This is a genomic window from Sphingobacterium sp. UBA7038 (assembly GCF_002494055.1).
Lineage (GTDB): Bacteria > Bacteroidota > Bacteroidia > Sphingobacteriales > Sphingobacteriaceae > Sphingobacterium > Sphingobacterium multivorum.
In genome coordinates this window covers 285,001-306,944 of the sequence record NZ_DLAV01000016.1, presented here as the reverse complement: position 1 = coordinate 306,944, position 21,944 = coordinate 285,001, and the positions used below count along the sequence as shown (strand labels likewise).

Annotated in this window: 23 protein-coding genes and 1 pseudogene; 16 read left to right on the top strand and 8 right to left on the bottom strand. The window is 42.8% G+C overall.

Annotated features, from left to right (window positions below):
- Positions 1 to 179 precede the first annotated feature (179 nt).
- Complete coding sequence (locus B3H30_RS12025) at positions 180 to 1,667, top strand: MFS transporter (protein ID WP_201639227.1); 1,488 nt, start codon at positions 180 to 182, stop codon at positions 1,665 to 1,667.
- Positions 1,668 to 1,676: 9 nt separating this feature from the next.
- Here the strand turns inward: B3H30_RS12025 and B3H30_RS12020 are convergent, their stop codons facing one another.
- Complete coding sequence (locus B3H30_RS12020; RefSeq protein ID WP_070564402.1) at positions 1,677 to 2,411, bottom strand: metallophosphoesterase family protein; 735 nt, start codon at positions 2,409 to 2,411, stop codon at positions 1,677 to 1,679.
- Between the two features lies 1 nt (position 2,412).
- Positions 2,413 to 3,156 carry a nucleotidyltransferase domain-containing protein gene (locus B3H30_RS12015; RefSeq protein WP_070564399.1) on the bottom strand — a complete coding sequence of 248 codons (744 nt, stop codon included), beginning with the start codon at positions 3,154 to 3,156 and terminating at the stop codon, positions 2,413 to 2,415.
- A gap of 232 nt (positions 3,157 to 3,388) precedes the next feature.
- Here B3H30_RS12015 and B3H30_RS12010 point away from each other — a divergent pair, with 232 nt between their 5' ends.
- The 5 genes from B3H30_RS12010 to B3H30_RS11990 all read left to right on the top strand — a co-directional run bounded on the left by B3H30_RS12010 (position 3,389) and on the right by B3H30_RS11990 (position 7,411).
- A complete protein-coding gene (locus tag B3H30_RS12010; RefSeq protein ID WP_070564396.1) occupies positions 3,389 to 3,874 on the top strand; it encodes a DUF421 domain-containing protein in 486 nt (161 codons plus the stop codon).
- A gap of 61 nt (positions 3,875 to 3,935) precedes the next feature.
- Positions 3,936 to 4,607, top strand: a complete 672-nt coding sequence (locus B3H30_RS12005) for a DUF6766 family protein (RefSeq protein WP_070564393.1) — start codon at positions 3,936 to 3,938, stop codon at positions 4,605 to 4,607.
- A gap of 25 nt (positions 4,608 to 4,632) precedes the next feature.
- Complete coding sequence (locus B3H30_RS12000; protein WP_070564390.1) at positions 4,633 to 4,869, top strand: hypothetical protein; 237 nt, start codon at positions 4,633 to 4,635, stop codon at positions 4,867 to 4,869.
- 162 nt (positions 4,870 to 5,031) lie between these two features.
- Positions 5,032 to 5,238 (top strand): hypothetical protein, encoded by a 207-nt coding sequence (locus B3H30_RS11995; RefSeq protein ID WP_046676320.1) that lies wholly within the window; start codon positions 5,032 to 5,034, stop codon positions 5,236 to 5,238.
- Between the two features lie 31 nt (positions 5,239 to 5,269).
- Positions 5,270 to 7,411, top strand: a complete 2,142-nt coding sequence (locus tag B3H30_RS11990) for a mechanosensitive ion channel family protein (RefSeq protein WP_083295869.1) — start codon at positions 5,270 to 5,272, stop codon at positions 7,409 to 7,411.
- A 6-nt stretch (positions 7,412 to 7,417) separates the two neighbouring features.
- Here the strand turns inward: B3H30_RS11990 and B3H30_RS11985 are convergent, their stop codons facing one another.
- Both B3H30_RS11985 and B3H30_RS11980 read right to left on the bottom strand, forming a co-directional pair.
- Positions 7,418 to 7,918 (bottom strand): hypothetical protein, encoded by a 501-nt coding sequence (locus B3H30_RS11985; protein ID WP_070564384.1) that lies wholly within the window; start codon positions 7,916 to 7,918, stop codon positions 7,418 to 7,420.
- Positions 7,919 to 7,994: 76 nt separating this feature from the next.
- Positions 7,995 to 8,603, bottom strand: coding sequence for a DUF4142 domain-containing protein (locus B3H30_RS11980; protein ID WP_070564381.1), 609 nt, complete (start codon positions 8,601 to 8,603; stop codon positions 7,995 to 7,997).
- 462 nt (positions 8,604 to 9,065) lie between these two features.
- Between B3H30_RS11980 and B3H30_RS11975 the strand changes: the two genes are divergently transcribed.
- Entirely contained in the window at positions 9,066 to 9,719 is a 654-nt protein-coding gene (locus B3H30_RS11975) for a response regulator transcription factor (RefSeq protein ID WP_046676323.1), read from the top strand.
- 63 nt (positions 9,720 to 9,782) lie between these two features.
- Here the strand turns inward: B3H30_RS11975 and B3H30_RS11970 are convergent, their stop codons facing one another.
- Positions 9,783 to 10,172, bottom strand: a complete 390-nt coding sequence (locus tag B3H30_RS11970; RefSeq protein ID WP_112374752.1) for a hypothetical protein — start codon at positions 10,170 to 10,172, stop codon at positions 9,783 to 9,785.
- A gap of 262 nt (positions 10,173 to 10,434) precedes the next feature.
- Between B3H30_RS11970 and B3H30_RS11965 the strand changes: the two genes are divergently transcribed.
- The 3 genes from B3H30_RS11965 (at position 10,435) to B3H30_RS11955 (ending at position 12,390) form a co-directional block, all read left to right on the top strand.
- On the top strand, positions 10,435 to 11,031 hold the full coding sequence (locus B3H30_RS11965) for a ferritin-like domain-containing protein (protein WP_070564375.1): 597 nt from the start codon (positions 10,435 to 10,437) through the stop codon (positions 11,029 to 11,031).
- Positions 11,032 to 11,082: 51 nt separating this feature from the next.
- Positions 11,083 to 11,313, top strand: a complete 231-nt coding sequence (locus B3H30_RS11960) for a hypothetical protein (protein WP_046676326.1) — start codon at positions 11,083 to 11,085, stop codon at positions 11,311 to 11,313.
- An 84-nt stretch (positions 11,314 to 11,397) separates the two neighbouring features.
- Positions 11,398 to 12,390, top strand: coding sequence for an SDR family oxidoreductase (locus tag B3H30_RS11955; RefSeq protein WP_083295868.1), 993 nt, complete (start codon positions 11,398 to 11,400; stop codon positions 12,388 to 12,390).
- Positions 12,391 to 12,462: 72 nt separating this feature from the next.
- Here the strand turns inward: B3H30_RS11955 and B3H30_RS11950 are convergent, their stop codons facing one another.
- Together B3H30_RS11950 and B3H30_RS11945 are read right to left on the bottom strand one after the other, a co-directional pair.
- The gene (locus B3H30_RS11950) at positions 12,463 to 12,954 is read right to left on the bottom strand and encodes a low affinity iron permease family protein (RefSeq protein WP_070564371.1); all 492 of its coding nucleotides are present in this window, start codon (positions 12,952 to 12,954) and stop codon (positions 12,463 to 12,465) included.
- 68 nt (positions 12,955 to 13,022) lie between these two features.
- Positions 13,023 to 13,796 (bottom strand): SDR family oxidoreductase, encoded by a 774-nt coding sequence (locus B3H30_RS11945; protein WP_070564368.1) that lies wholly within the window; start codon positions 13,794 to 13,796, stop codon positions 13,023 to 13,025.
- 212 nt (positions 13,797 to 14,008) lie between these two features.
- Between B3H30_RS11945 and B3H30_RS11940 the strand changes: the two genes are divergently transcribed.
- Positions 14,009 to 15,529 (top strand): FAD-dependent oxidoreductase, encoded by a 1,521-nt coding sequence (locus B3H30_RS11940; protein ID WP_286834120.1) that lies wholly within the window; start codon positions 14,009 to 14,011, stop codon positions 15,527 to 15,529.
- A 23-nt stretch (positions 15,530 to 15,552) separates the two neighbouring features.
- Here B3H30_RS11940 and B3H30_RS11935 read toward each other — a convergent pair whose 3' ends face one another.
- Complete coding sequence (locus tag B3H30_RS11935) at positions 15,553 to 16,431, bottom strand: AraC family transcriptional regulator (RefSeq protein ID WP_070564362.1); 879 nt, start codon at positions 16,429 to 16,431, stop codon at positions 15,553 to 15,555.
- Between the two features lie 186 nt (positions 16,432 to 16,617).
- Between B3H30_RS11935 and B3H30_RS11930 the strand changes: the two genes are divergently transcribed.
- The 5 genes and pseudogenes from B3H30_RS11930 to B3H30_RS11910 all read left to right on the top strand — a co-directional run bounded on the left by B3H30_RS11930 (position 16,618) and on the right by B3H30_RS11910 (position 21,888).
- Complete coding sequence (locus tag B3H30_RS11930; RefSeq protein ID WP_254667683.1) at positions 16,618 to 17,046, top strand: L-rhamnose mutarotase; 429 nt, start codon at positions 16,618 to 16,620, stop codon at positions 17,044 to 17,046.
- Between the two features lie 45 nt (positions 17,047 to 17,091).
- On the top strand, positions 17,092 to 18,138 hold the full coding sequence (locus tag B3H30_RS11925; protein WP_070564359.1) for an alpha-L-fucosidase: 1,047 nt from the start codon (positions 17,092 to 17,094) through the stop codon (positions 18,136 to 18,138).
- 48 nt (positions 18,139 to 18,186) lie between these two features.
- On the top strand, positions 18,187 to 19,407 hold the full coding sequence (locus B3H30_RS11920) for an enolase C-terminal domain-like protein (protein ID WP_070564356.1): 1,221 nt from the start codon (positions 18,187 to 18,189) through the stop codon (positions 19,405 to 19,407).
- Positions 19,408 to 19,416: 9 nt separating this feature from the next.
- A pseudogene (locus tag B3H30_RS11915) lies at positions 19,417 to 21,060 on the top strand (sodium:solute symporter).
- A 57-nt stretch (positions 21,061 to 21,117) separates the two neighbouring features.
- Complete coding sequence (locus B3H30_RS11910) at positions 21,118 to 21,888, top strand: SDR family NAD(P)-dependent oxidoreductase (RefSeq protein ID WP_070564353.1); 771 nt, start codon at positions 21,118 to 21,120, stop codon at positions 21,886 to 21,888.
- Positions 21,889 to 21,944 lie beyond the last annotated feature (56 nt).

Sequence of the window (21,944 nt, the reverse complement as noted above, 5' to 3'; positions counted from 1 at the left end):
CAATTTCGCAGAAGGAAACGCGCTTTTAACCTTTGCTTAATGAACGGCTGTGGTAACGACTTGGTTGGATGGACTAATACCCAATTGTATGTTGGAAGTACTTCGCCGAACGTATTAAGCTCATTAATTCATTTTAAGGGAACTAACATCCTGGAGCAGCTGTTACATGAGAAAAGGCTATGGATCTCAGACCGGTACATCATCTCGAAACACAAGATATTGACAAAAGCCTCCGAATGGTCATCATAGACGGTGTATGTTCAGAGGTTGTTGTCTGTTTGAGCAGCGGTGTTATTTTGGTCGGAGCAGGTTTGTTGATGGGAGCAAGTAACTTTCAGCTGGGACTGTTGGCGGCCTTTCCAACCTTATGTAATCTTGCCCAGCTGTTGACCATTCTCGTCATGCAGATTTACCCGAATCGGAAAGTAATAACCGTATTCGCTGTATTTCTTGCAAAAATGCCTTTGGTCCTGGTTGGGCTTTTAATGTGGCGGGAAGTCGATTTCTCTTTTACGACCTTGCTCAGTTTTATGTTCATCCATTACCTTCTCAGCGCGATAGGTGGCGCAGGCTGGAATTCCTGGATTAAAGACCTCGTTCCTGAGGAACGTTTGGGTACTTATTTTTCCAAGCGCACGGGCATCATGCAATTGACGAATATTACAGTTAGCATCATTGTCGCAGCGTTAGTTGACTATTATACCAATCATGCCGTTATGCAACTACCAAAGCTCTACGGCATATACTTTTTAATCGCAGGGGCTATAGGAGCAGTTGGTGCCTTTTTTTTGGTACAGGCCAAAGAGCCCAAACAACAGATGTCTGGGGGACATTTGGGAAGTTTGTTGCTACAGCCGCTTAAAAATAAAAATTTTAAAAATTTATTGATCTTCAATGCGGCTTGGTTGTTGGCGATTAATTTAGCGATACCCTTTTTTACGGTCTTTATGTTAAAAACATTGGGGCTTTCGATGAAAATAGTCATCCTGCTTACTGTTTTCAGTCAGATAGCTAGTGTCCTGGGCCTACGCTTATGGGGAAACCTTTCGGATCGTTATAGTAACAAAAGTATTATCTACCTCACAGCACCCATTTACATTTGTTGCATTTTATTATGGATATTTGTCGGAATCTATTCGCGTGCATTGCCCAATTTACTTTTACTCCTATTTCTGCATATCATGACGGGAATCTCCACTGGAGGCATTAATCTCGCCCTCACAAACATTGGCCTGAAACTCGCTCCCAAGACAGATGCAATTGTCTATATCACTGTAAAAAATATGGTCGCTTCGTTTTTTACAGCCTTGGGACCTATTTTAGGAGGATTGTTAGTTGATTATTTTGCAACTCGCGAGCTTCAGATTAGCATCTCCTGGAAAAGTCCCAACCTCCAGACTATCGCCAAACTGATCTATCTGCATGAATGGAATTTTCTATTCCTTATTGCCGCACTTCTGGCATTTATATCGCTTCGTTGGCTTGGAAAGGTACAGGAAAATGGCGAAGTAAGTCCACAGCTTGTCAAACGTATTATGAAAAAACGTTTTCGTGCCGGATTGAAAGAAAGCCTACTTGTGGGGAATATTATCACGCTTCATACCCAACTCAAGCAGATTGTTAAACGAAAAACCAATGCATCAGATAACGCAATTTCGGACGAGTAAAAAATAATGCTAAATATCAATGAATGCAAAGCCGGCTTCACTTCCATGCTGGGCCATTAAAACGGGCACTGCCACATTGTAAATCGGTATTCCAGAAGGGGACAGGGCCTTGAATTTTCCGGCATGCGCATGCCCGTGGAAGGCAGCACTTACTTTACGCCGTTGCAAAGGTTCCATTAAATGCGTTGACCCTAAAAAAGGATAAATTTGCTCGGGCTCACCTAAAACGGTTTCAGCAATGGGCGCGTAATGCATTAAGGCAACTTTTTTTATGTCTGCATGTTCTTGTTCGAGGCGCGCCAAAGCTCGATCTAAAAGCAACGATTCGTTTACAGCTTCCTGCACAAAACTTTTCATGGCATCTTCACCAAACATGGATAACATATAACGGTCAAAACCACCGCCAAAGCCCTTTACGCCAGCAAAACCAATATTTTCGATCACGATAGCTTCACCATCCAAGACCGTAATTTTACTGTCTGTCAAAATTTGGCGGATCTGCTTTTGTCGTCCTTTCTCATAGTCGTGATTTCCCAGTACGGCGATGACTGGAACCTTAATGGATTGGAGTTCAGCAACAAGTAATTCTGCTTCTTCTTCATCCCCCGTATCCGTTAGATCACCGCAAAGTAAAAGGACTTTAGCCTTTTCCGAAATCTCCTCAAATTTGGTTTTCCATTTTCCGTGCTGGTTTGCATTCATATGTATATCGCCCAATGCGGCTATGGTTGTCTTCTTGTTCATATTAGACAGTTTTTATTGTGTATGACTTATAATCCCATTCTTTAATATCAATTTCATATTGCGTTTGATCTATCAAGGGTCCCAGACAAACTTTCTCCAAACAAGGAGGCAATTCATATTGATCCGCTGCGCGTTTAATGAGCTCATCAAATAAGTCTTTTGGGAGAATATCGCGATAGTCATGCGGATAAGTAAACTGAAAGATGAGCATTTGAGCCAACAAGAGGTGCCAATGTTGATCCATTCGCATTAGTAAATGGTTCCAGTCCAAACTTTTTCCATATTTTAGCCAAATATGGTTAATATCAGCGCTGTCATGCCGCTCTCTGTTTTGTACATATAGCTTACACCATACTAGCTCTTCTGCTGGTACATAACGTACATCAGCATCAAAAAGAGTACCTTCAGGTGCTCTGTCAAACCAATCCTGCTCAACAGTGCAATTGTGATTAACACTATCGAAAATAATATCAATGAAATAGGGGTCTTTGTAAATCTTGGCGAGCCATCGCACATCTGTCAATTCGGTCTCATAACCATTAGCGGCAAGATGTTTAAGAATTTTTGGGTATTCGCTGCTTTTGCAAAAGATATCCATATCCTTAATAGGCCGTATGATCCCCGTGTAGTGAAACATGGCTAAACCACCGCCCACCATAAATTGAGCTCCGCTATCCTGGAGCAGCCGCAATGTATCCTGAAAGAAGGCGAGACAATCTTCAGGTGGATTATCTAAATGAATCATATCGTTTGCTTTTCTTAAAGACAGTCAATTAAATGCAGTAGTTTGTTGACTGTCGATGAAAACGTATTATCCGCCTGTTGAATAGGTAAAAGTACTCAATTTGAAAAATGAGGGAACAGGGAAGGCTCCTACCGATGTTCTGAGATAAAGTAGGCTATTTTGAAATAAATAAAGAGCACATTGCTTCATGATGAAGATGGGCGTATAACAACGATCTAAACGGTATAAAAATATGGACAGTTTTTTTGGCTCTGGTGAAGACCTGACGATGATACAAATGGGGGCGCGTGCGTTTATGATGTTTATCATCGCACTTTTTTTGGTTCGATTGGGCGGAATTCGAATTCTCGGCCGAAAGTCTGGAGTAGATTTCGTCATCATTATTATGCTAGGTGCGGTATTAGCGCGGGGAATAGTTGGCGCTTCGCCATTCCTGTCAACCGTGTTTGCCGGCTTCGTGATGATTATTGTCAATAAAATCCTAGCCCAGGTATCGGCCAGGCTTCCCTATTTGGGTAATATGGTAAAAGGTAAGCCCGCTGTTTTATACAAGAACGGTAAAATCCAATGGGATAAAATGGACCGGTTGGGGGTAAGCCGTACTGATCTACTGACGAGCTTGCGGTTAGAGACAAATAGTAAGCACCTCGATGAAGTGGATATGGCTTTGATGGAGCCGAATGGGCGAATAAGTTTTATACTCAAGGAAAAGGCATGAATACTTAATAGTTAAGTTTTTATTGAAGTTATATGTACTTAATAATAAAATAAATCTTGCTATGGAAAACAAGAAAAATTATTCTTTTTTTTATCGTAATGGCCTAAGCCTGGTGTTTGCAGCGCTTTTTGTCTTTTCCCTAGGCATGCAATGTTTTACGGGTTGGAAAGTACATAATGAAGAGTTGCTGGAGGCCAATCAGGCACCGCTGGATATCGTTAATTATTTGGGCACAGGACATTTTACATCCGCAACTTTTGAAAATTTTGAGAGTGAATTTCTGCAGATGGCGATGTATGTGATTCTGACGGTGGGATTACGCCAATGGGGCTCTGCTGAATCAAAAAAAATAGGGGAAAAAGTAGAGGTAGACCGTGAACCGCAGCCCGGCCCGAATACCCCTTATCCTGTTAGAAAAGGTGGCTGGCTGTTGAAATTATATAGTTCATCGCTATTCATTTGCTTTGCGCTACTTTTTTTGGGGAGTTGGGTTATGCACTTTTATGGAAGCTGGAGACAGCACAACACCGAACAGCGGCTTGAAGGTTTACCGGTAGATGACGCATGGACGTACCTCATTATGCCTCAATTTTGGTTTGAAACTTTCCAGAACTGGCAAAGTGAATTTTTGTCTGTTTTGGCCATTGTTGTATTCACCATTTTCCTACGTCAAAAAGGATCACCTGAATCAAAGCCCGTTGATGCTCCACATAGCGAAACGGGGAAGGGGTAACGAATAATAATAAAAGTTAAAAACTATGATTAAATATTTGTATTTGGCCATCGCATTCGCAGCTGTGGCAGCAACATCTTGCGATAATAGAACCAAAAGTAGCGAAAAGGAACAGAAAGTAGATACAACAGTCAACCAGAATGGTCTACCATTAGACAATATTCACCGTAGCCGTGGAAAAGATACGACTAAAAATAAGGCTGGGACCGCACAGGAAGCTGTACCATTGGACAATTTGGATCGAACTAAAGCTGAGGATTGAACAGGCAGCATTGAGTAACATGAACACGCGTTTGTCGACGTTTGACCTGTTGCGTACTTCTACGATAGGGAGATATTTTTACTTAAATGCGAACTAAAGAGAACCATTGTTTTTTTTGCACTGTTCACTTTTCGAATAATTTCATACTTAAACTCAAAACATATGAAAAAGATTAGTTTATTGATATTGGCAATCCTTGGACTATGGGGATGCGGCAATAGCAGCAATAAAGGCAATCAGGCAAACGGTAGCTATGATTCCTCCAATACACCCGATGATGGGCAGGTTGGTGTTGGTATAAATGACTCGCTTGGCCGGGACAGCACCGATTCTTTGCAGCGGCAGCCTTCTCCGGCTAAACCCGATTAAACATAAAGACAAATTTAAAACGTAAAAGATTATGGGCCCAATAATTTGCGCCATGCTAAGGCTAAGCTTGGTCATCCAGCTTAGCCTATTTTTTTATACGGTGCACGCACAAAAGGCCGATTCCGTTGAGCGATCGACGGATTCGGTCAGTATTCTTGATTCGTTGCCGAGTAATCCACTGGCCTCGGCTAGAAACTTTTTGGAACAATGGCGTGAGCAGGTTGATCGTTATTATACTGGATTGGACAGTGTAAAGCGAGGAGTCGCCTGGCAGCGGCCGGATGATGGTCGGCTCGTGCCCAGTCAAGTACAGCAGTATATCAGCCTGGTTAAACCCGCTGTGCATGATCTACAGGGAAAAGTTACGGTGTTGCGCAAGCAAACGGTGCCCCAGGACTCCACGGCCAACTCATGGCGGGCGGTGCAAGATAGTGCCGCAACACTAGAACGTGATATTGAATCGCTCCTGTTGGACATGCAAGACCTTGGCGACAAGGCCGAGCAGCAGCAGAATGTGACTCAGGCAGCGCAAGAAGGAACCTTTTGGTATCACTGGAAAAGTATAATACAAAAGAACCTGGAGCAGGATGGACTATCGCAGCGTTACTACGATAGTGCCTGGGATGGTCGTTTCCTCCTTATCCTACTGAGCCTTATTTATTTTTATTGGCTTTATCAGATGCGCAGACGTGCCATAGGGGCCGAAGAGACATTGCCCTTACATCGCAATCAACCGTGGTGGATTCCTGTCCTCAAGTTTGCGATCTTTTTCCTTATTCTCCTGCCACTGACTTCCCTTAGAATCCCCGTGATCGTGCTCGAATTGAGCTATCTGCTTATTTTCGGCTTTCTATATCTTTTGATTCGCTCGGAGTTATCCAATCAGCATCTGAAGATGATGCAGTATGTATTTTTTTATTATCTATTGGTACTTGCCAGCAATCTAGTGCTGGATACAGGTTGGATGTTGCGAATTATTGTCATGTTGATCAATTTATCGGGTATTTGCCTGCTTTGGCACCTCGGGCGGAAGGTCGACGGAAAAATACCTTTTGATTATCTGCGCCCCTTTTCACGATGGTTACTGCTAATTATCAGTATGGCCGCCATTATATTTAATCTGTTTGGTTTTCTAAATCTGGCCCGTACATGCAGTATCGCTGGAGCTGTAGGGCTATTGCAAGCATTCTCCCTGCATGCATTCCGCGACATGCTGTCTCATGATTTACTCAACTCTTATGAAAATTCGAAAGAAGACCGTTTTATAAATCGCTTTGATAAGCAGAAGATACTTGCCGCACTCCGTCGTATTATTGGCCTATTTGCGGGTATATTGGTCATTATTATCTGGGCCAACACCTTGCATATCACAAGTGAAATTCGTCGACTTGGGGATCGCTTGTTAAATAATACCCACACCATTGGTGGTGTTAATTATACGTATGGCGATGTGGTTTTAGCATTTGCAGTCATATGGACAGCAAATTGGATACAAAAAAATTTAAAAGACCTTCTTGATCAGCCCGACGCGAAAAAAAATCAGCGCCGAACAGCCTTATTACCACTCGTACGTGTTGTCATTTTTATTGTTGGCTTCCTCATAGGAATACGTATTCTGGGGTTGGGAGTTGACAAGCTGACCGTCATTGTCGGTGCATTAAGTGTGGGGATAGGTTTAGGCCTGCAGAATATTATCAACAATTTTGTTTCAGGTGTGATTTTGGTATTTGAACGTCCGTTTAAAGTGGGGGATTATGTGGAACTTGCTGATAAAAAAGGGCAGGTCATGCAGGTGGGTATCCGATCGAGCACCTTATTAACAGACCAAGGGGCCCAAGTTATTATACCAAATGGAGATCTCCTTTCCGGTCGCCTGGTCAACTGGACGTTTGAAGAATCGGATATCCGTCTGAATCTTCAGTTGACCATCGTTACGGCACGCAGCATCGAAGAGTGGAAAAAGTGGTTGGAAGATACCATTACTAGCTTTAAGGAGATCGACAGAAGCCTGCCCATGAAAATTTTAACAAAGGATATTACGGCGGATGCCTATGTTGTATCAATTCAGGTAGGTTTACAGAACGTGCAACAGATTGAATGGTTTAGGAGTAAGTTTCTTGAGCAAGTTAAAGCCGAAGCCGTATTTCATGATTCAAAAGTTACCTCGGCTTAAACAAAATTAGTTACTTCCCGAACGATAATAGATCCAACCTTGCAACTGTTCTAATTGATTTGATATTTTCAGATCTACGATGGTATTCATTCCGAGTTCTTGGGATAATTTTCCGAATGCATCTAGTTCATGGACTGGGTAGAATATCGCGTGTTCATTGGGCATGTCTACATTTCCCTGTAAAAAACGGTAGCCCTCGGCATGTAGATTATCGATAAAGGTGTCGGTAACAGCCGCTAGGTAATGCATCATTTTATTAATCCAGGTAAGTTCATCTTTAACCCGCATTGGATAGTGTTCATGCACAAAATCGAGGATCAGTTGTTCGCCCTCCATATCCCAGCCGTCGCGAATCATCGCTAGCCCCGTGGAGCGCACTTCTTCCTGATAAAAATCCCGTCCATAGCTCATTTTTATTTCGCCTGCAATAGGGCTTTCTTCAATTTTGGCACGTAGCGCCATTTGTCTATTAAGGAGTTCGTGTATGTAGTCGAATGTCTGTTCCATGTGATGTAAGAAATAGCGAAGGACAGAGCCGTAATGGCTTTGTCCTCCGGAGTGAATGATTGGAAAAAATATGTTGTTATTTTAATGTCGGTTTTGGTACCTTATTCTTGATTGCTGGGGATGGCGCATTTGGTGTAATGGGCATGTCACTTATCGAAGGATCTGAAGGTTGCCAATTTTTAAGCTGATCAAGGTGCTTTTCGAACGCCGGAATTTTATCGGTGGCAAATTTCTTCAGGTCAGCATCTGTAATTGCTGTGCCTGCGCTTGCATCTTTGAAAAGTGAAATTGCATCTCGATGGCTCTTAACCATCAGATCAGTGTAAACGCGGTCAAAATTGGCTGTGTCGGCCTTATTGAGTTGGTCGATCATGGCTTTATAATTTTGATCGTCACTCGTACGCAGCTGCCAATTTTTATTTTTTACAATGGTCGATAGTTCATTTCCTGCAGCGGTATGGTCATCAGTGATCATCTGTGCATATTGTTTGATCGTTGGGTTTTGCGATTTAGCAAGAGCAATGCTTGCCGCCTGAAGTTCGAAATTGTTGCTGGCCGTGGCTTTGCTGGCAAAGTCCAGATCTCCAGACTGTGGCTGAGCGGGATTACTGTCTTGCGCCTGAACGACAACTATACAGGCGAGGGTGGCTAGTAATATTCCCAGGGTTTTTAAAATGATTTTCATGATACTATTATTTAAATGTTAACGATTTTTTCTGTTTCGCGTATTATTTCCCTTTCTTCTATAATTGATGACGATATAGGATGCTAAGAAAATAAAGACGATGCCAATAATGATGGATGTAAACATATGTTCTTCTTTCGTTGTGTTTTCAAGTGAACAGCGGCGAGGAAGGTAGCGTTTGAAAAGAGCCTATTTTGCGTATTTAAAGCAAAAATTGTGGTGCTTACGCAAACATATCGTACTAATTCCCTCGTGGAGGAATAGCGCGACTTCAATTATTTATATGCTCTAGCAGAGACATCTCTCACGCCTTTCCAGAAAAAAGAATGCGGCGGCGGTCAAAATCTTTCCGTTGATGTTATGTATGCATTTGCCAAGAGCTATTTTTTTAAAACATTTTTGGCTTGAAAGCTGTTTCGTTCAAAAATCAATCACTAAACGAAAGAAAGAAAACAGATAGCTATGACACAGTTGCTTTTGGTAGATGACCATACGTTAGTACGATCCGGTTTCCAATTAATATTAGAGGCGCAAGAAGATATAACTGTAATTGCGGGGATGGAGAATGGTCAAAAAGCCCTGGAATTTCTCAAGGGAGCCAAACCGGACATCATCCTGACTGATATCCATATGGAGGTAATGGATGGCATTCAGTTTATACAAGAAGTAAAAAAACATTATCCAGCCATAAAAATCATTGTTTTATCTATGGAAGACAATATCCAGATTGTTCAGGAGGTTTTAAATCTTGGCGCTGATGGCTATTTATCGAAAGATTCCAATGTAGAAGAGATTTTATTCGGAATTCAGCAGGTAAAACGTGGGCAACAATATATCAGTGCAGCATTAAGTATTGATTTGATCCGAAACTTATCAAAGTATGCACAGTTGGATATTGATCGTACAGCAATAATGGCACGATACGACATCTCTGAACGCGAACTGTCTGTATTGGAATTGATTGCGGAAGGACATACAAATGCGGAAATAGCTGATCAAATTTTTTTGAGCAAAAGGACCGTGGAGGGCCATCGGCAGCAATTAATTGAAAAAACCGGTTCGAAGAATACGGCGGGACTTGTCCGTTTTGGTTTTCAGAAAAAGTTATTGAGATAGGATAGGGTGCAATGAACCCCGACACTGGAAAAAGAGCGGGGTTCTTCTGTTTTTTTGTCCACGTTATAGGGGTGTTGCATCTAAATCAGAAGGTGTTGTCACCGGTTGCGTAGGCAGCCCTTCCGCATCATTAGCACCCTCGTTTTCATCTCTTTCATCTTCTTCTGGAAATTCATCTTCACCTGCTGAACCAATTTCCTCATCGAAACCGAAATCATCCTGTCGGGGTATTTCAGGTTCTTCTGCATCAACTGCGAAGTCTAATTCTTCATCCGTTTCCAAATCTTCCTGATCAATTTCGGGTTCCTGATCCGGTGTATTTTCCGGTAGTTCTTCTTCATGCTCTTCCGGAATATCGTTCGGTAGATTTTGGGGGCCTGATTGCGCTACAATCGCTAAAGCGAGGATGGCCATACCTGGACGGACATCCTGAACTGTACATTTTTTATTCATACTGCGTTTAATTTATAATCGTTTGTTGATGAACCACTGTTGTTGCCAGATCGTTAACTGTGTTAGTACGCATTGTCATATGATTTGTACGTTAATTATAGCGTTGTTGTTCGCTATCATTTAAATTTTTGAAAAACGTGTTTTTACTTATAAAATGTGGTATATGCGTGATTTGCAGGATTTACACAGTTCTGGCGAACGAAAAGAGTTTGAGAGCTGTTTATTTGACGAACCGCTCGTTTGAGCATAAAAACTTAGTATTATGGCAACAACAACAGCAACAGCAGAAAAAAGTAAAACAAACACAAAATCAGGTAACACAGCAACTTCAAACGCTAATTCAGAAGGAAAAAAAGTACCTGCCGAAGCGGGGGCAGCGAAGGATCTAGCCGAATTATTTGAGGATGGATTAAAGGATATTTATTGGGCAGAAAAAGCGCTGACGAAAGCACTTCCTAAGATGGAGAAAAATGCAAGTTCAGAACAATTAAAATCTGCTATTTCTAAACATCTGGCAGAAACGGAAACACATGTGGATCGCCTAGAGCAATGTTTTGAGCTTATCGGAGTGAAAGCAAAAGCCGAAAAATGCGAAGCTATGGCGGGGCTACTTGAAGAGGCGGAAAGCCTTATGAAAGAAACAGAAGCTGGATCTGTCCGCGATGCAGCAATTATTGCTGCCGCCCAAAAGGTGGAGCATTACGAAATTGCCACGTATGGCACATTGGCGGCTTTTGCGAAAGTGTTAACACATAAGGATGCCTTAAAATTACTACTTGAAACACTGGGTGAAGAAAAGAAATGTGATGAAGATCTTAGCGCGCTGGCCGATACAAATCTCAATTCAAAAGCTGAATAAGTGTACAATAGACCTAGCGTGAACACTATTAAAAAATCAAAAATTTAAGTTATGGCATTAAATACAGGAAACGAAGGTGAAATCACCAAAAAGATAGAAGATCAAACTTCTAAACTACCATCCACCGTATTTTTAGGCGCAGCATTGCTGGCGATGGGTGTATCTGCCGCATTAAAATGCATGTCGAACGATAAAAACGCCCTATTTGTAGGCCAATGGGCTGCACCGTTCCTTCTATTGGGCATCTATAACAAGATTGTGAAAACTGAAGGACATGATTAACGTGCATTTTTTGTAAAAACACATCTGTAGAATAAATATAAGAGGCTCAATTTCATTGGGCCTTTTCCAAAAACGAAAAAAGCTATGAAGTATTCAGATAATATGGGAAGAAGAGCTGCTATCGGTAAAATTGGTTCTGGAATCTTGGCATTGAGTATCATTGGAAGTCCCGATCGCTCAGCGGGCCAAACCCAAGACAGACCGGTCAATCCGGTTAAAGAATACCCAAAACCGCCGTTCAAGAGCCAGTCTCAACCCTGGCCTGGACTCTGCAGTGAAATGGAGCCCCGGCCGGATCATGGCGAGGATAGTTATAAAGGATCAGGAAGGCTCCAAGGGCGCAAAGCATTGATCACCGGGGGCGATTCGGGAATGGGACGTGCAGCAGCTATCGCTTACGCACGAGAAGGGGCCGACGTTGCCATCAACTATTTGCCCGAGGAAGAGAAAGATGCGAAGGAAGTCATCGCTTTGATAAAAGCGGCGGGCCGAAAGGCAGTCGCTATTCCGGGAGATCTCCGTAAAGAAGAGTTTTGTATTCGGCTGATTGAGGACGCCGTACTTCAACTCGGCGGTCTGGATATTTTGGTCAGCAACGCGGCGCGGCAGCAGACAAAACCATCGATATTGGATATCACCACTGCGGAATTTGATGCCACGATGAAAACCAATATTTATGCACCTTTCTGGCTTATTAAGGCAGCCTTGCCTCATTTTAAACCTGGAGCTGTAATTATCGGTACAACATCGGTACAGGCCGCAGACCCCTCGGAAGATTTGTATGACTACGCACAGACAAAAGCTGCGACCACCAACTATATTCGGTCATTGGCCAAGCAGCTTGGTCCAAAGGGCATACGGGTCAATGGCGTGGCTCCCGGTCCAATTTGGACTGCACTACAGGTGAGTGGTGGTGCTACGCAGGAAAAGCTGGTGAATTTCGGAGGTGATACCCCCATGGGACGTCCGGGGCAACCCGCCGAACTTGCTTCAATCTATGTGCAATTGGCTGCGGCAGACGCAAGTTATGCGAACGGACAAATTTATGGGGCCGCGGGCGGCGGTGGACAGCCCTAAAAATTAGCGATTACAGCATGACAAAAAAAATCCCCTTCAAGGGGATTTTTTTTGTCATCAATAAGCTGAATACTAGTCCGTCGTGTTCGGATTTTTGTCTGCTGAGCGGTTGTGTTTTTCTTTTTGAACCTTTACTTTATAATCATGGTTTTCCTTTGCGGCATCTATAGAGTGTGTGCAGGTGAGATCCCTTTCTTCCAGAGCGAGCTTCGCCACGTGCGCATAAAACTTAGCGAGCTGATCCAATTCCTCTTCACTTAAGTCTTCCAGATTGACCATTCGGTTGCTGGTGCCTTCATGGGACGCTATCAGTTCATTGAGTTTCAGGTGGATTGCTTTGGAATCCTTGTTTTGGGATTTTTGAATGAGAAATACCATTAGAAAAGTAACAATGGTCGTACCTGTATTGATGACCAGTTGCCAGGTTTCAGAATAATTGAATATGGGGCCGCTCACGGCCCAGATGATCACCGTCGAAGTTGCGATAATAAATGCGGCTGAACTACCGGTGGCATGCGTTGCCCAGTTTGAGAATCGTTCAAACAAGTTTTTCTTTTTTCTCATGACACAAATTTTTTTAAGGACGTTCAACTAAGTGGATTTGTTTTCTTGTTGATAAAATCGAAGATGACTTATATGATTTGTCTCAAAGGTTTAACCTGTGTATGCACGATGGAAGTGCGTAGTGGTTGAGATAGGATATAAGCTATGGTACGCGCGATATCTTCGGCATAGAGCATTTCTAAATGATCAATTTTTTCCTGCTGCTCCTCCGGTGAAAAAGGTTGCATATCTGTTCCAACTGATCCAGGTTCAACAAGCGACACCTGGATACCCTTGGGATTGGCTTCCTTCCGTAACGATTCTGTAAATGCTTGAATACCTCCTTTCGAGCAGACATAGATAGAACTCTGCGCTTCGCGTACATCTGCACTCATTGATCCGACATTGAGGATATGTCCTGTTCCGCGGGGTTCCATCCGTAACAACGCGGCTTGGGTACAAGCCAAATAGGCCAGCACATTCGTGCGAAGGAGGTAGGCCTGATCCGAATAACTTCCGTCCTTAACCGACTGAAAGGCTATAGCCGCATTATTGATGAGAATATCCAAACGATCATATTGTTCGTCAAATGTCCTGAAGAGCATGTGTATGCCTTCTTCGGTCGCCAGATCTACTACAATCCCTTCCATCTTACCTGTGCATTCCAATTGATTAAAATCACGGAGCGTATCGTCCAACTGGTTTTGATGATGGCCGCAAATTAAAATATCGTTACCCATCGCGGCTAAAAGTAGGGCGGTCGCCCGGCCAATCCCGGTGGTGCCGCCAGTAATAATTATTTTCTTATTTTTTACCCAACTCGGTAAAATGGAGTTGACGTAATCCTTCGCATTTATTTTCATAATGTATATCGTGTTAAAGGTGCAATGAAGCACTTCGTTATTTCATGAAGGAACAGCCTATTTTATACATTGGTTTGGGGGCGCAAAGGAAGACGTACTTCTTCTTTTTTTTACGTATTTAACCGCTAAAACGAAAGTGGAATAGCATGGTTCTTATCTTGGACGTGTTGTATTTGCAATAAAGCAAAGACTGATTCTTTGAATTTAATATAATGACTATGAAGCGTGACGGAACGAACAAGAGCTTTTGGCAGGATGTTGACATTGAAAATTTTTCGACTGACCCTGCCATTTTAGATTTCCATACCATTGTTGTGGGGGCGGGTATAACTGGTGTAACATTGGCCAAGGAACTTCAGAATAGAGGCATAAAATGCCTACTGTTGGACAAGGAGAATCCAGGGTTTGGCACAACCGGAGGAACCACCGCCCATATCAATAACTTTTATGACGCTTCTTACAATGAGATTATTGAAAATTTTGGAAAGGATCCCGCTCAACTGCTTCTGAATGCGACGCTTGAGGTCTTAGATTATATAAAAGATAACATTTCCAAATATTCCATACAGTGTGCGTATTCGACATGTGACTTTTTTCTCTTTAGCGCAGAATCTGGACAGAACGAGCAGCTCGAGCAAATTTACGCGGCCCATCAGCAATTGGGATTACCTACCCATTATGTCGAAACCATACCTTTTGATATACCTTTCGAAAAAGCAATATGCATTGAGGGACAAGCACAATTTCATCCCATTAGATATATTGCGGGCATGATCGAAGCCTATCGTCGTGAGGGCGGCGAAATATTGACGGGTCGAGGAATTGAAGCCTATAGCAATGAAGATGGAAGGGTCAAATTGAAGCTGAGTGGAAAAGAGGTTTATACGGCAAAGAATATCATTTGGGCTACCCATGTGCCACCAGGCAAAAACAGATTCAATTTTTTACTGGCACCTTATCGAAGTTACGTCCTGACGTTAAAGCTTCATGGGGAACCTGAAGCATTGGGACAAGCTGCGGATCTGTATGATCCCTACCACTATTTTAGGTATCATCGATCTGATAAAGAACATTACCTTATCGTGGGTGGTTTTGATCATAAAACTGGCGACGACCAACAAACAGAGCAACATTTTGCCGACCTAAAACTTTGGGTTGATCAGCATTTCGACTATGATGAACTTACTGCAAGTTGGTCGTCGCAATATTATGATTCAGCCGATGGCTTACCCTTTATCGGCAGTATGCCAAATGAAAATAATGTGTATATAGCCACCGGTTATGGCGGTAATGGAATGACATTTGGATCAATGGCGTCACTTGTGATCCCTGACTTATTGGAAGGAAAGGAGAATCCGCTGGCTGAACTGCTGTCACCAAGCCGCATCAAACCTGGTGCGAGCGCACAGCAGGTATTATCGGAAGGTGTCAATGCTGCAAAACATTTTATCATGGACAAATTTTCGGCTGAAACGCTGAAGGAGGTCGAAAGCTTACAGCCAGCGGAAGGTAAAATTGTTCACTATAGGGACAGAAAACTGGCTATTTGTCGGGATATGGAAGGGGAGTTGCATGCTGTAAACTCAGTCTGTCCGCATATGGGGTGTACAGTAAGCTGGAACCCATCCGAAATGTCCTGGGACTGTCCTTGTCATGGTTCACGGTTCGGAATGAATGGAAAGCTTTTGAATGGTCCTGCTAGTGTAGATCTTGGTCGTGTCAATTTTGATTAGTGCAACTTTGTTTTGACGCTTTTCTAACATATCTGGGACTTATATTGGCTTGGCGTGATCCCTTTAATTGATTTGAAAATTTTATTGAAGTTTGAAAGGCTGTTGAAGCCACAGGCATAAGCAATGTGTGTGATTTGATGCTTGTTTTCGACAATCAATCTACAGGATTCACTGATGCGAACCTCATTGACAAATTGGACGAAGGTTTTCTGCGTACGGGATTTGAAATAACGGCAAAAGGAGTGTTTTGACATATTAGCGAGCTGCGCAACTTGATCCAATTGAATTTCTCCGGTATAGTTGTTAAATACGAATTTAAAGATGCTGTCAATTTTACTATTGTCAATAGGGCTATAGTTGTGGGTGTATCCAGCGCTGGAAATGTAATCAAATTCATCTGTCGATAACATCAATTCGATAATCTCTAGTAACAAAATAGTTTTTTCAAAGCCATAATCCAGCTGTACGATCTTTTTTAGCTTTACCTTCAATTGTTCCTTTGTTGCGCCACGGAATAGGAGACCGCGTTTGGAGACTGAAAAGAAGGTTTCGACTTTGTGTGTTTGAAAGAAATGCCCTAAAAGTTGGATCATTAATTTAGGTTCTATATACAAGGCTAAAGAACGGGAAGTTCTTGTCTCCGCAATAGTAGAGCCTGCGCAATTTATAGTGTTATTGTGCCAGACATGTGGCAGATCAGGTCCTACAAAAGTAAGTTCATCGGAAACAAAGTTACTCACATTGTCGCCAATAATCCGCTTTCCCTCACTTTCCACAATATAGGTCATCTGGCAGGCGCTATGAAAATGAAATTCGGTTGAGAAGAATGGGCGTTGCACATCTTTGGTCGCAAAAGTTGTGATAGCTGCACCTTCCAAAATTTTGGCGAAAACAGGTTTCATGTGTTTGGTTATTTTTAAATTAAGAACAGGCAATATAGCCTATTTTGCCTTAAAAATAAGTAAACATGTGTAAAATTGTTAATATAGTGGGAGAAATGAGCAATCTAGCAGTAGTCTCCGTCCTGCTAAGCGCGTAATTTAGTAGTACTATACAACTACGTATAATTATACAATAACGCAGAACTTGTGTATCCTAAATTGTATCCTTACATCCTTGTGATCGTCTTGGTCGTACTCTGTACAACAGCCTTCCGGTCTACAGAGAGCAGTCGCTCCGTGACTCGCTATGCATCCATAACAGGATTGAAAGCCGAGAAAGTAGCGTATTATAAAAAGCTTCATGCCAAAGTTTGGCCCTCAGTACTTCGAAAGATCAAGGCATGTCATATCCGCAATTATTCTATTTTTTTGAAGGAGATAGATGGTCAATTTTTTCTTTTCAGCTATTTTGAATATGCAGGACAAAATATCAAGCTTGATATGCAAAAAATGGCTTCCGATCCAGAGACACAGCGCTGGTGGAAGGAAACGGATCCTTGTCAGCAACCCTTATCCGATGCACAGGAGAAAGGGGAGATTTGGTCTGGTATGACGGAGGTATTCCATACGGACTAAAGAAAGAAAATTAATAAACGCAGTAATAACCAATAGAATGTAACCATGAGAAAAAAAATATTATTTAGTTTGGCACTCGCTGTTTTAGGTATACATGTCGGTGCTCAAACAAAGGCTATTGTACCTGTTCCATCGGTACGGCCCAATGCATATCAGCGGGCGCAGATTGACCAAAAATATGGCATGTTCGTTCATTTTGGCATGAATACATTTCATGATCAGGAGTGGACAGACGGATCTAAACCCGCCAGCACATATGCTCCATCAGCAATTGAGGTTAAACAATGGGTTTCGACAGCAAAGGAAGCCGGGATGAAGTACATGATTTTGGTAACGAAACACCACGAGGGTTTTTGTTTATGGGATAGCAAGTATACGGATTATGATGTAGCGAACTCTTCGAACGCAACAAATGTTGTACTGGAGCTGGCTAAAGAATGCGCCAAACAGGGAATGCGCCTCGGCTTGTATTATTCTTTATGGGACCGAAAGCAGAACCCCAATGTTAAAGACAGGTCTGCAGATGCAGCCTATAATCAATATATGTTGAACCAGCTCAATGAGCTGGTGGATATGACCAAAAAGTATACGGATATCGTTGAGCTTTGGCTGGATGGAGGCTGGGAAAAAGAGAATTATCGATGGCCCACGCAGGAGATCTATAATTTAATCAAGAAAAAGGTTCCTGGATGTCAAATTGGTATAAACTGGAGCATCGGATCGCCTGAGAATACGGACAAACACATTGTTTTGCCGAAAGACCAGCAGAATTATTACCCAATACGTTATTTTCCAAGTGACTTTAGGCTAGGCGACCCATATCTTCCGGTCGATCCTGACCCTAAGCTTTTTATGGCACAGGGGAACACTTACTATATGCCTTTTGAGACAACAGTGGTACTTGGAGAACGCTGGTTCTATAACACGACAGACAAGAAGTATAAGTCTTTGGAAGAGCTTGCGGGGATTTATCAGACCGCAACTGCGCAAGACAATATCCTGATCTTAAACGTTGGTCCCAATCGAATGGGGCGCATAAAGGATTCGGATGTTGACATTTTACGCAAATTAAAAGAGAAATTAAAGTTATAATTCAAAATAGATTAACCTAAATACTAAAAATAAGCACGTTAAGATTTTATGATAAAGACGTTTGATATTCAGGATCGAAGATTTCCTTTGGCTACAGGTGCAGGCAGTGATGCGATACACAAAGATCCGATCTATTCTTATGCAGTGACCCGATTGGCCGATGATAAGGGGCGCGTTGGGACAGGTCTGGCTTTTACACTGGGTGCAGGGAACGAGCTGGTCTGTCGTGCCGCAGCTTTTTATGCCGAACGACTGAAAGGGATTCCAATTGAGGATCTTATGGCAGATTTTGGTCAATTGTTTAATAGGTTGAGCAATGAACAGCAGTATCGTTGGTTGGGTCCACATAAAGGGGTTGTTCATTTGGCCTTAGCTTCGGTAACAAATGCCTGTTTTGATCTTTGGGCTAAAACGAGAGGAGTTCCACTTTGGAAATTGTTAACCGAGCTCAGCGCCGCAGAGATTGTCAATACGCTGGATCTTTCCTATTTGGAAGATGAGTTGACAAAGGCGGAGGCCATCAGCTTACTGGAGTCAAATATGGCTACAGGTCATAAAAGAATGGGGATTATTGAAAAGGGCTATGTGGGCTATGATACGTCAGTAGGCTGGTTTAACTATTCTGATGAAAAGGTACGGGAGAATTGTAAGCGTGCTTTAGAAAACGGCTTCTCCGCAATGAAACTCAAAGTGGGCAGTGAAGATCCCTTGCGGGATATTCGTCGTGCGCATATCGTGCGTGAGGTTGCTGGTGATGAAGCTAAAGTAATGCTCGACGCGAATCAGCAATGGACGCTGCCGCAGGCGCTATCCATCTGTCAAGAGCTTAAAGAGATGAGCCCGTTTTGGGTAGAGGAGCCGACACACCCGGACGACATTGTTGGTCATAAACGCTTGGCCGAACACATTGCGCCGATAAAAGTTGCCATGGGTGAGCATGTGCCGAACCGCATTTTGTTTAAAAATTATCTTCAAATGGGTGCGACGGGATTTGTACAGGTCGATGCTGTTCGCGTTGGCGGCGTAAGCGAGTTTATATCCGTGAGTCTACTTTGTCGAAAATATAATATCCCTGTTGTACCACATGTTGGGGATATGGGGCAGCTCCATCAGCACCTGGTTTTATTTAACCACATAAGCTTGGGGCATGAGGCTTTGTTTTTGGAGCATATTCCGCATCTAAAGTCTCATTTTGTACATCCAGTGGCTATAGAGAATGGCGTTTATCGTACCCCAATGGATGTGGGAAGCAGTTGTGATTTGTTATAAGTTGACATTATGTTAGGAAATTTAGATTTAGGTATCGCCATCTTTTATATACTGTTGATTTTAGTTGTCGGCGTATTGGCAGGATCGGTGCGATTTAAGAAAGTCAAGGAAACAAGTGCAGAGGGGTATTTTTTGGCTGGAAAGACACTTCGTTGGCCAGCCATTGGACTAGCGCTTTTTGCAACCAATATTTCAACAATCCATCTGGTCAGTTTGGCACAGAGCGGATTCGATACCGGGTTGCTTAATGGTAACTTTGAATGGATGGCGGCCTTTACTTTAATCTTACTGGCGCTTTTTTTTGTGCCATTTTACCTCAAGTCGGGTGTTGCCACCTTGCCCGACTTTCTGGAACGGCGCTATGATCGTGCCAGCAGAGATTGGCTTACGTTTATCTCTATACTATCGGCAATTGTTATTCATATCGCTTTTTCGATGTTGGCCGGAGGGATTGTGCTGCGCACACTTTTTGGATTTAATATGTATTTAAGTATTACAGTAATCTGTGTGATAACTGGAATATATACGATTTTGGGCGGATTGCGTGCTGTTGTGGTGACGGAATCTATCCAGACAATTGTGTTGCTTGCGGGGGCTTTCATTATCAGTTTTGCGGCTTTTGACAAGATGGGCGGTTGGACGCCAATGAAAGCTGTACTGGAACAGGACAATGCCCTTGATCGTCTTTCCATGCTTCGTGGGAGTAACGATGGAAGTGGAATGCCTTGGTATGCCGTTTTGTTTGGCTATCCGATTTTGGGTATTTGGTACTGGTGTGCCGATCAGACCATTGTTCAGCGTGTTTTAGGGGCGAAAGATGAAAACCATGGACGTGTGGGTGCTCTTTTCTGTGGTTTTCTAAAAATCTTGCCTGTTTTTATTTTTGTGCTTCCAGGCCTATTTGCGTATACCTTGTTTAGAACAGGTCAATTGGATTTAAGCAGTCTCGGCGTGGACCATCAAGGGCAGGTCAATTCAAAAGGTATCTATACACTTATGATTACTCAACTTTTGCCTTCCGGATTGATCGGTGTTTTGGTCGCAGCGCTCCTGTCGGGTTTAATGAGCTAGATATCGGGTGCGCTAAATTCGATATCGACCATGGTGAGTTACGATATCTTTAGACAGCGGAAACCTGCCGCTTCCGATGGTCAGTTGATTCGTATTGGGAAAATTGCTGCAGTTATTGCCATGGGATTTTCCTTGGCTCTTTTACCACTATTGGATCGCTATGAGAGTATTTTCTACGGCATAAATGATGTGATAGCACACATTGCGCCACCAATAACCTGCGTATTTCTTTTAGGTGTGTTTTGGAAAGGGGCATCGGCAATAGCTGCAAAACTTACCTTGTGGATAGGTTCTGTTTTGGGGGTTGCCGTATTTTTACTGAACAAGCTGCTGCCTGACTCGTGGATAGGCCAGACTCCATTTATGATGATGGCTTTTTATCTGTTTTTGATCTGTATGGTACTTCAGGTATTATTATCTTATAAGTATCCCGTACAGCACACTGCGCAAAGTCGGGATTTGTACTGGAAGAATCCCATGGACCCACTTTGGGGTAAAGCCTGGTCGGGTATCGGGAGTTACCGCATTTTGTCGACATTGCTACTCGCTATTGTCGTGATTTTATATGTAATTTTCAACTGATTTTTTAATTTGTTCCAATGCTTTGGAACTTGATGCTAAATACAAGAATAATAGAACGTGAAAATCTTAGAAGATAAAATCATATTGGTTACCGGAGGAAGTGCTGGTATCGGTTTGGAATGTGTAAAAGCCTATGTCAAAGCGGGGGCAAAGGTTGCCTTTGTTGGTCTCGATCAAGCATCTGTGGATGAAACAGCTGAACTGATCGGGGCACCACATATGGGCATCTGTGCGGATGTCACGCAGGCCAGGGAAGTTGAATCAGCTATCCAAAAGACCGTTGCTGTTTTTGGGCGGCTTGATGCAATCCATAACAATGCTGGCTTGGCAAGTCCATCAAAACCTTTGCATGAAACGACGGACGATGAATGGATAAGGTTACTGGATACCAACATGAAAAGTGTTCTTTTGACTACACGGTATGGCTACCCCCATTTAAAGGAATCTGCCGGTTGTATTCTAAATACGAGTAGCTTGGTAGGGGAAATAGGCCAGGGGAACCATGCGGCATATGCTGCCACAAAAGGGGCTATCAATGCGTTGACAAAATCGATGGCCATAGACTATGCGTCTGTCGGCATACGTGTCAATTCGGTTATGCCTGCAGCTGTTATGACACCCATGCTCAACAAATGGACACTGGAGCAACCACAGCCGACACAGGTTTTTGATTTTTTGAAGGATATTCATTTGCTTGGATACTGTCCTGACGGTGATGTCATTGCTGATGCCTGTGTGTTTCTGCTGTCAAACCAAGCGCGCTTTATTACAGGGGTAAATCTACCTGTAAGTGGAGGTGCCGAGTTGGGCTACCGCAGAAATGTGTGACAGATTTTTTTATATTAACTATAATTAGCTTGCATTTGAAAAGCAATTTATCTAAG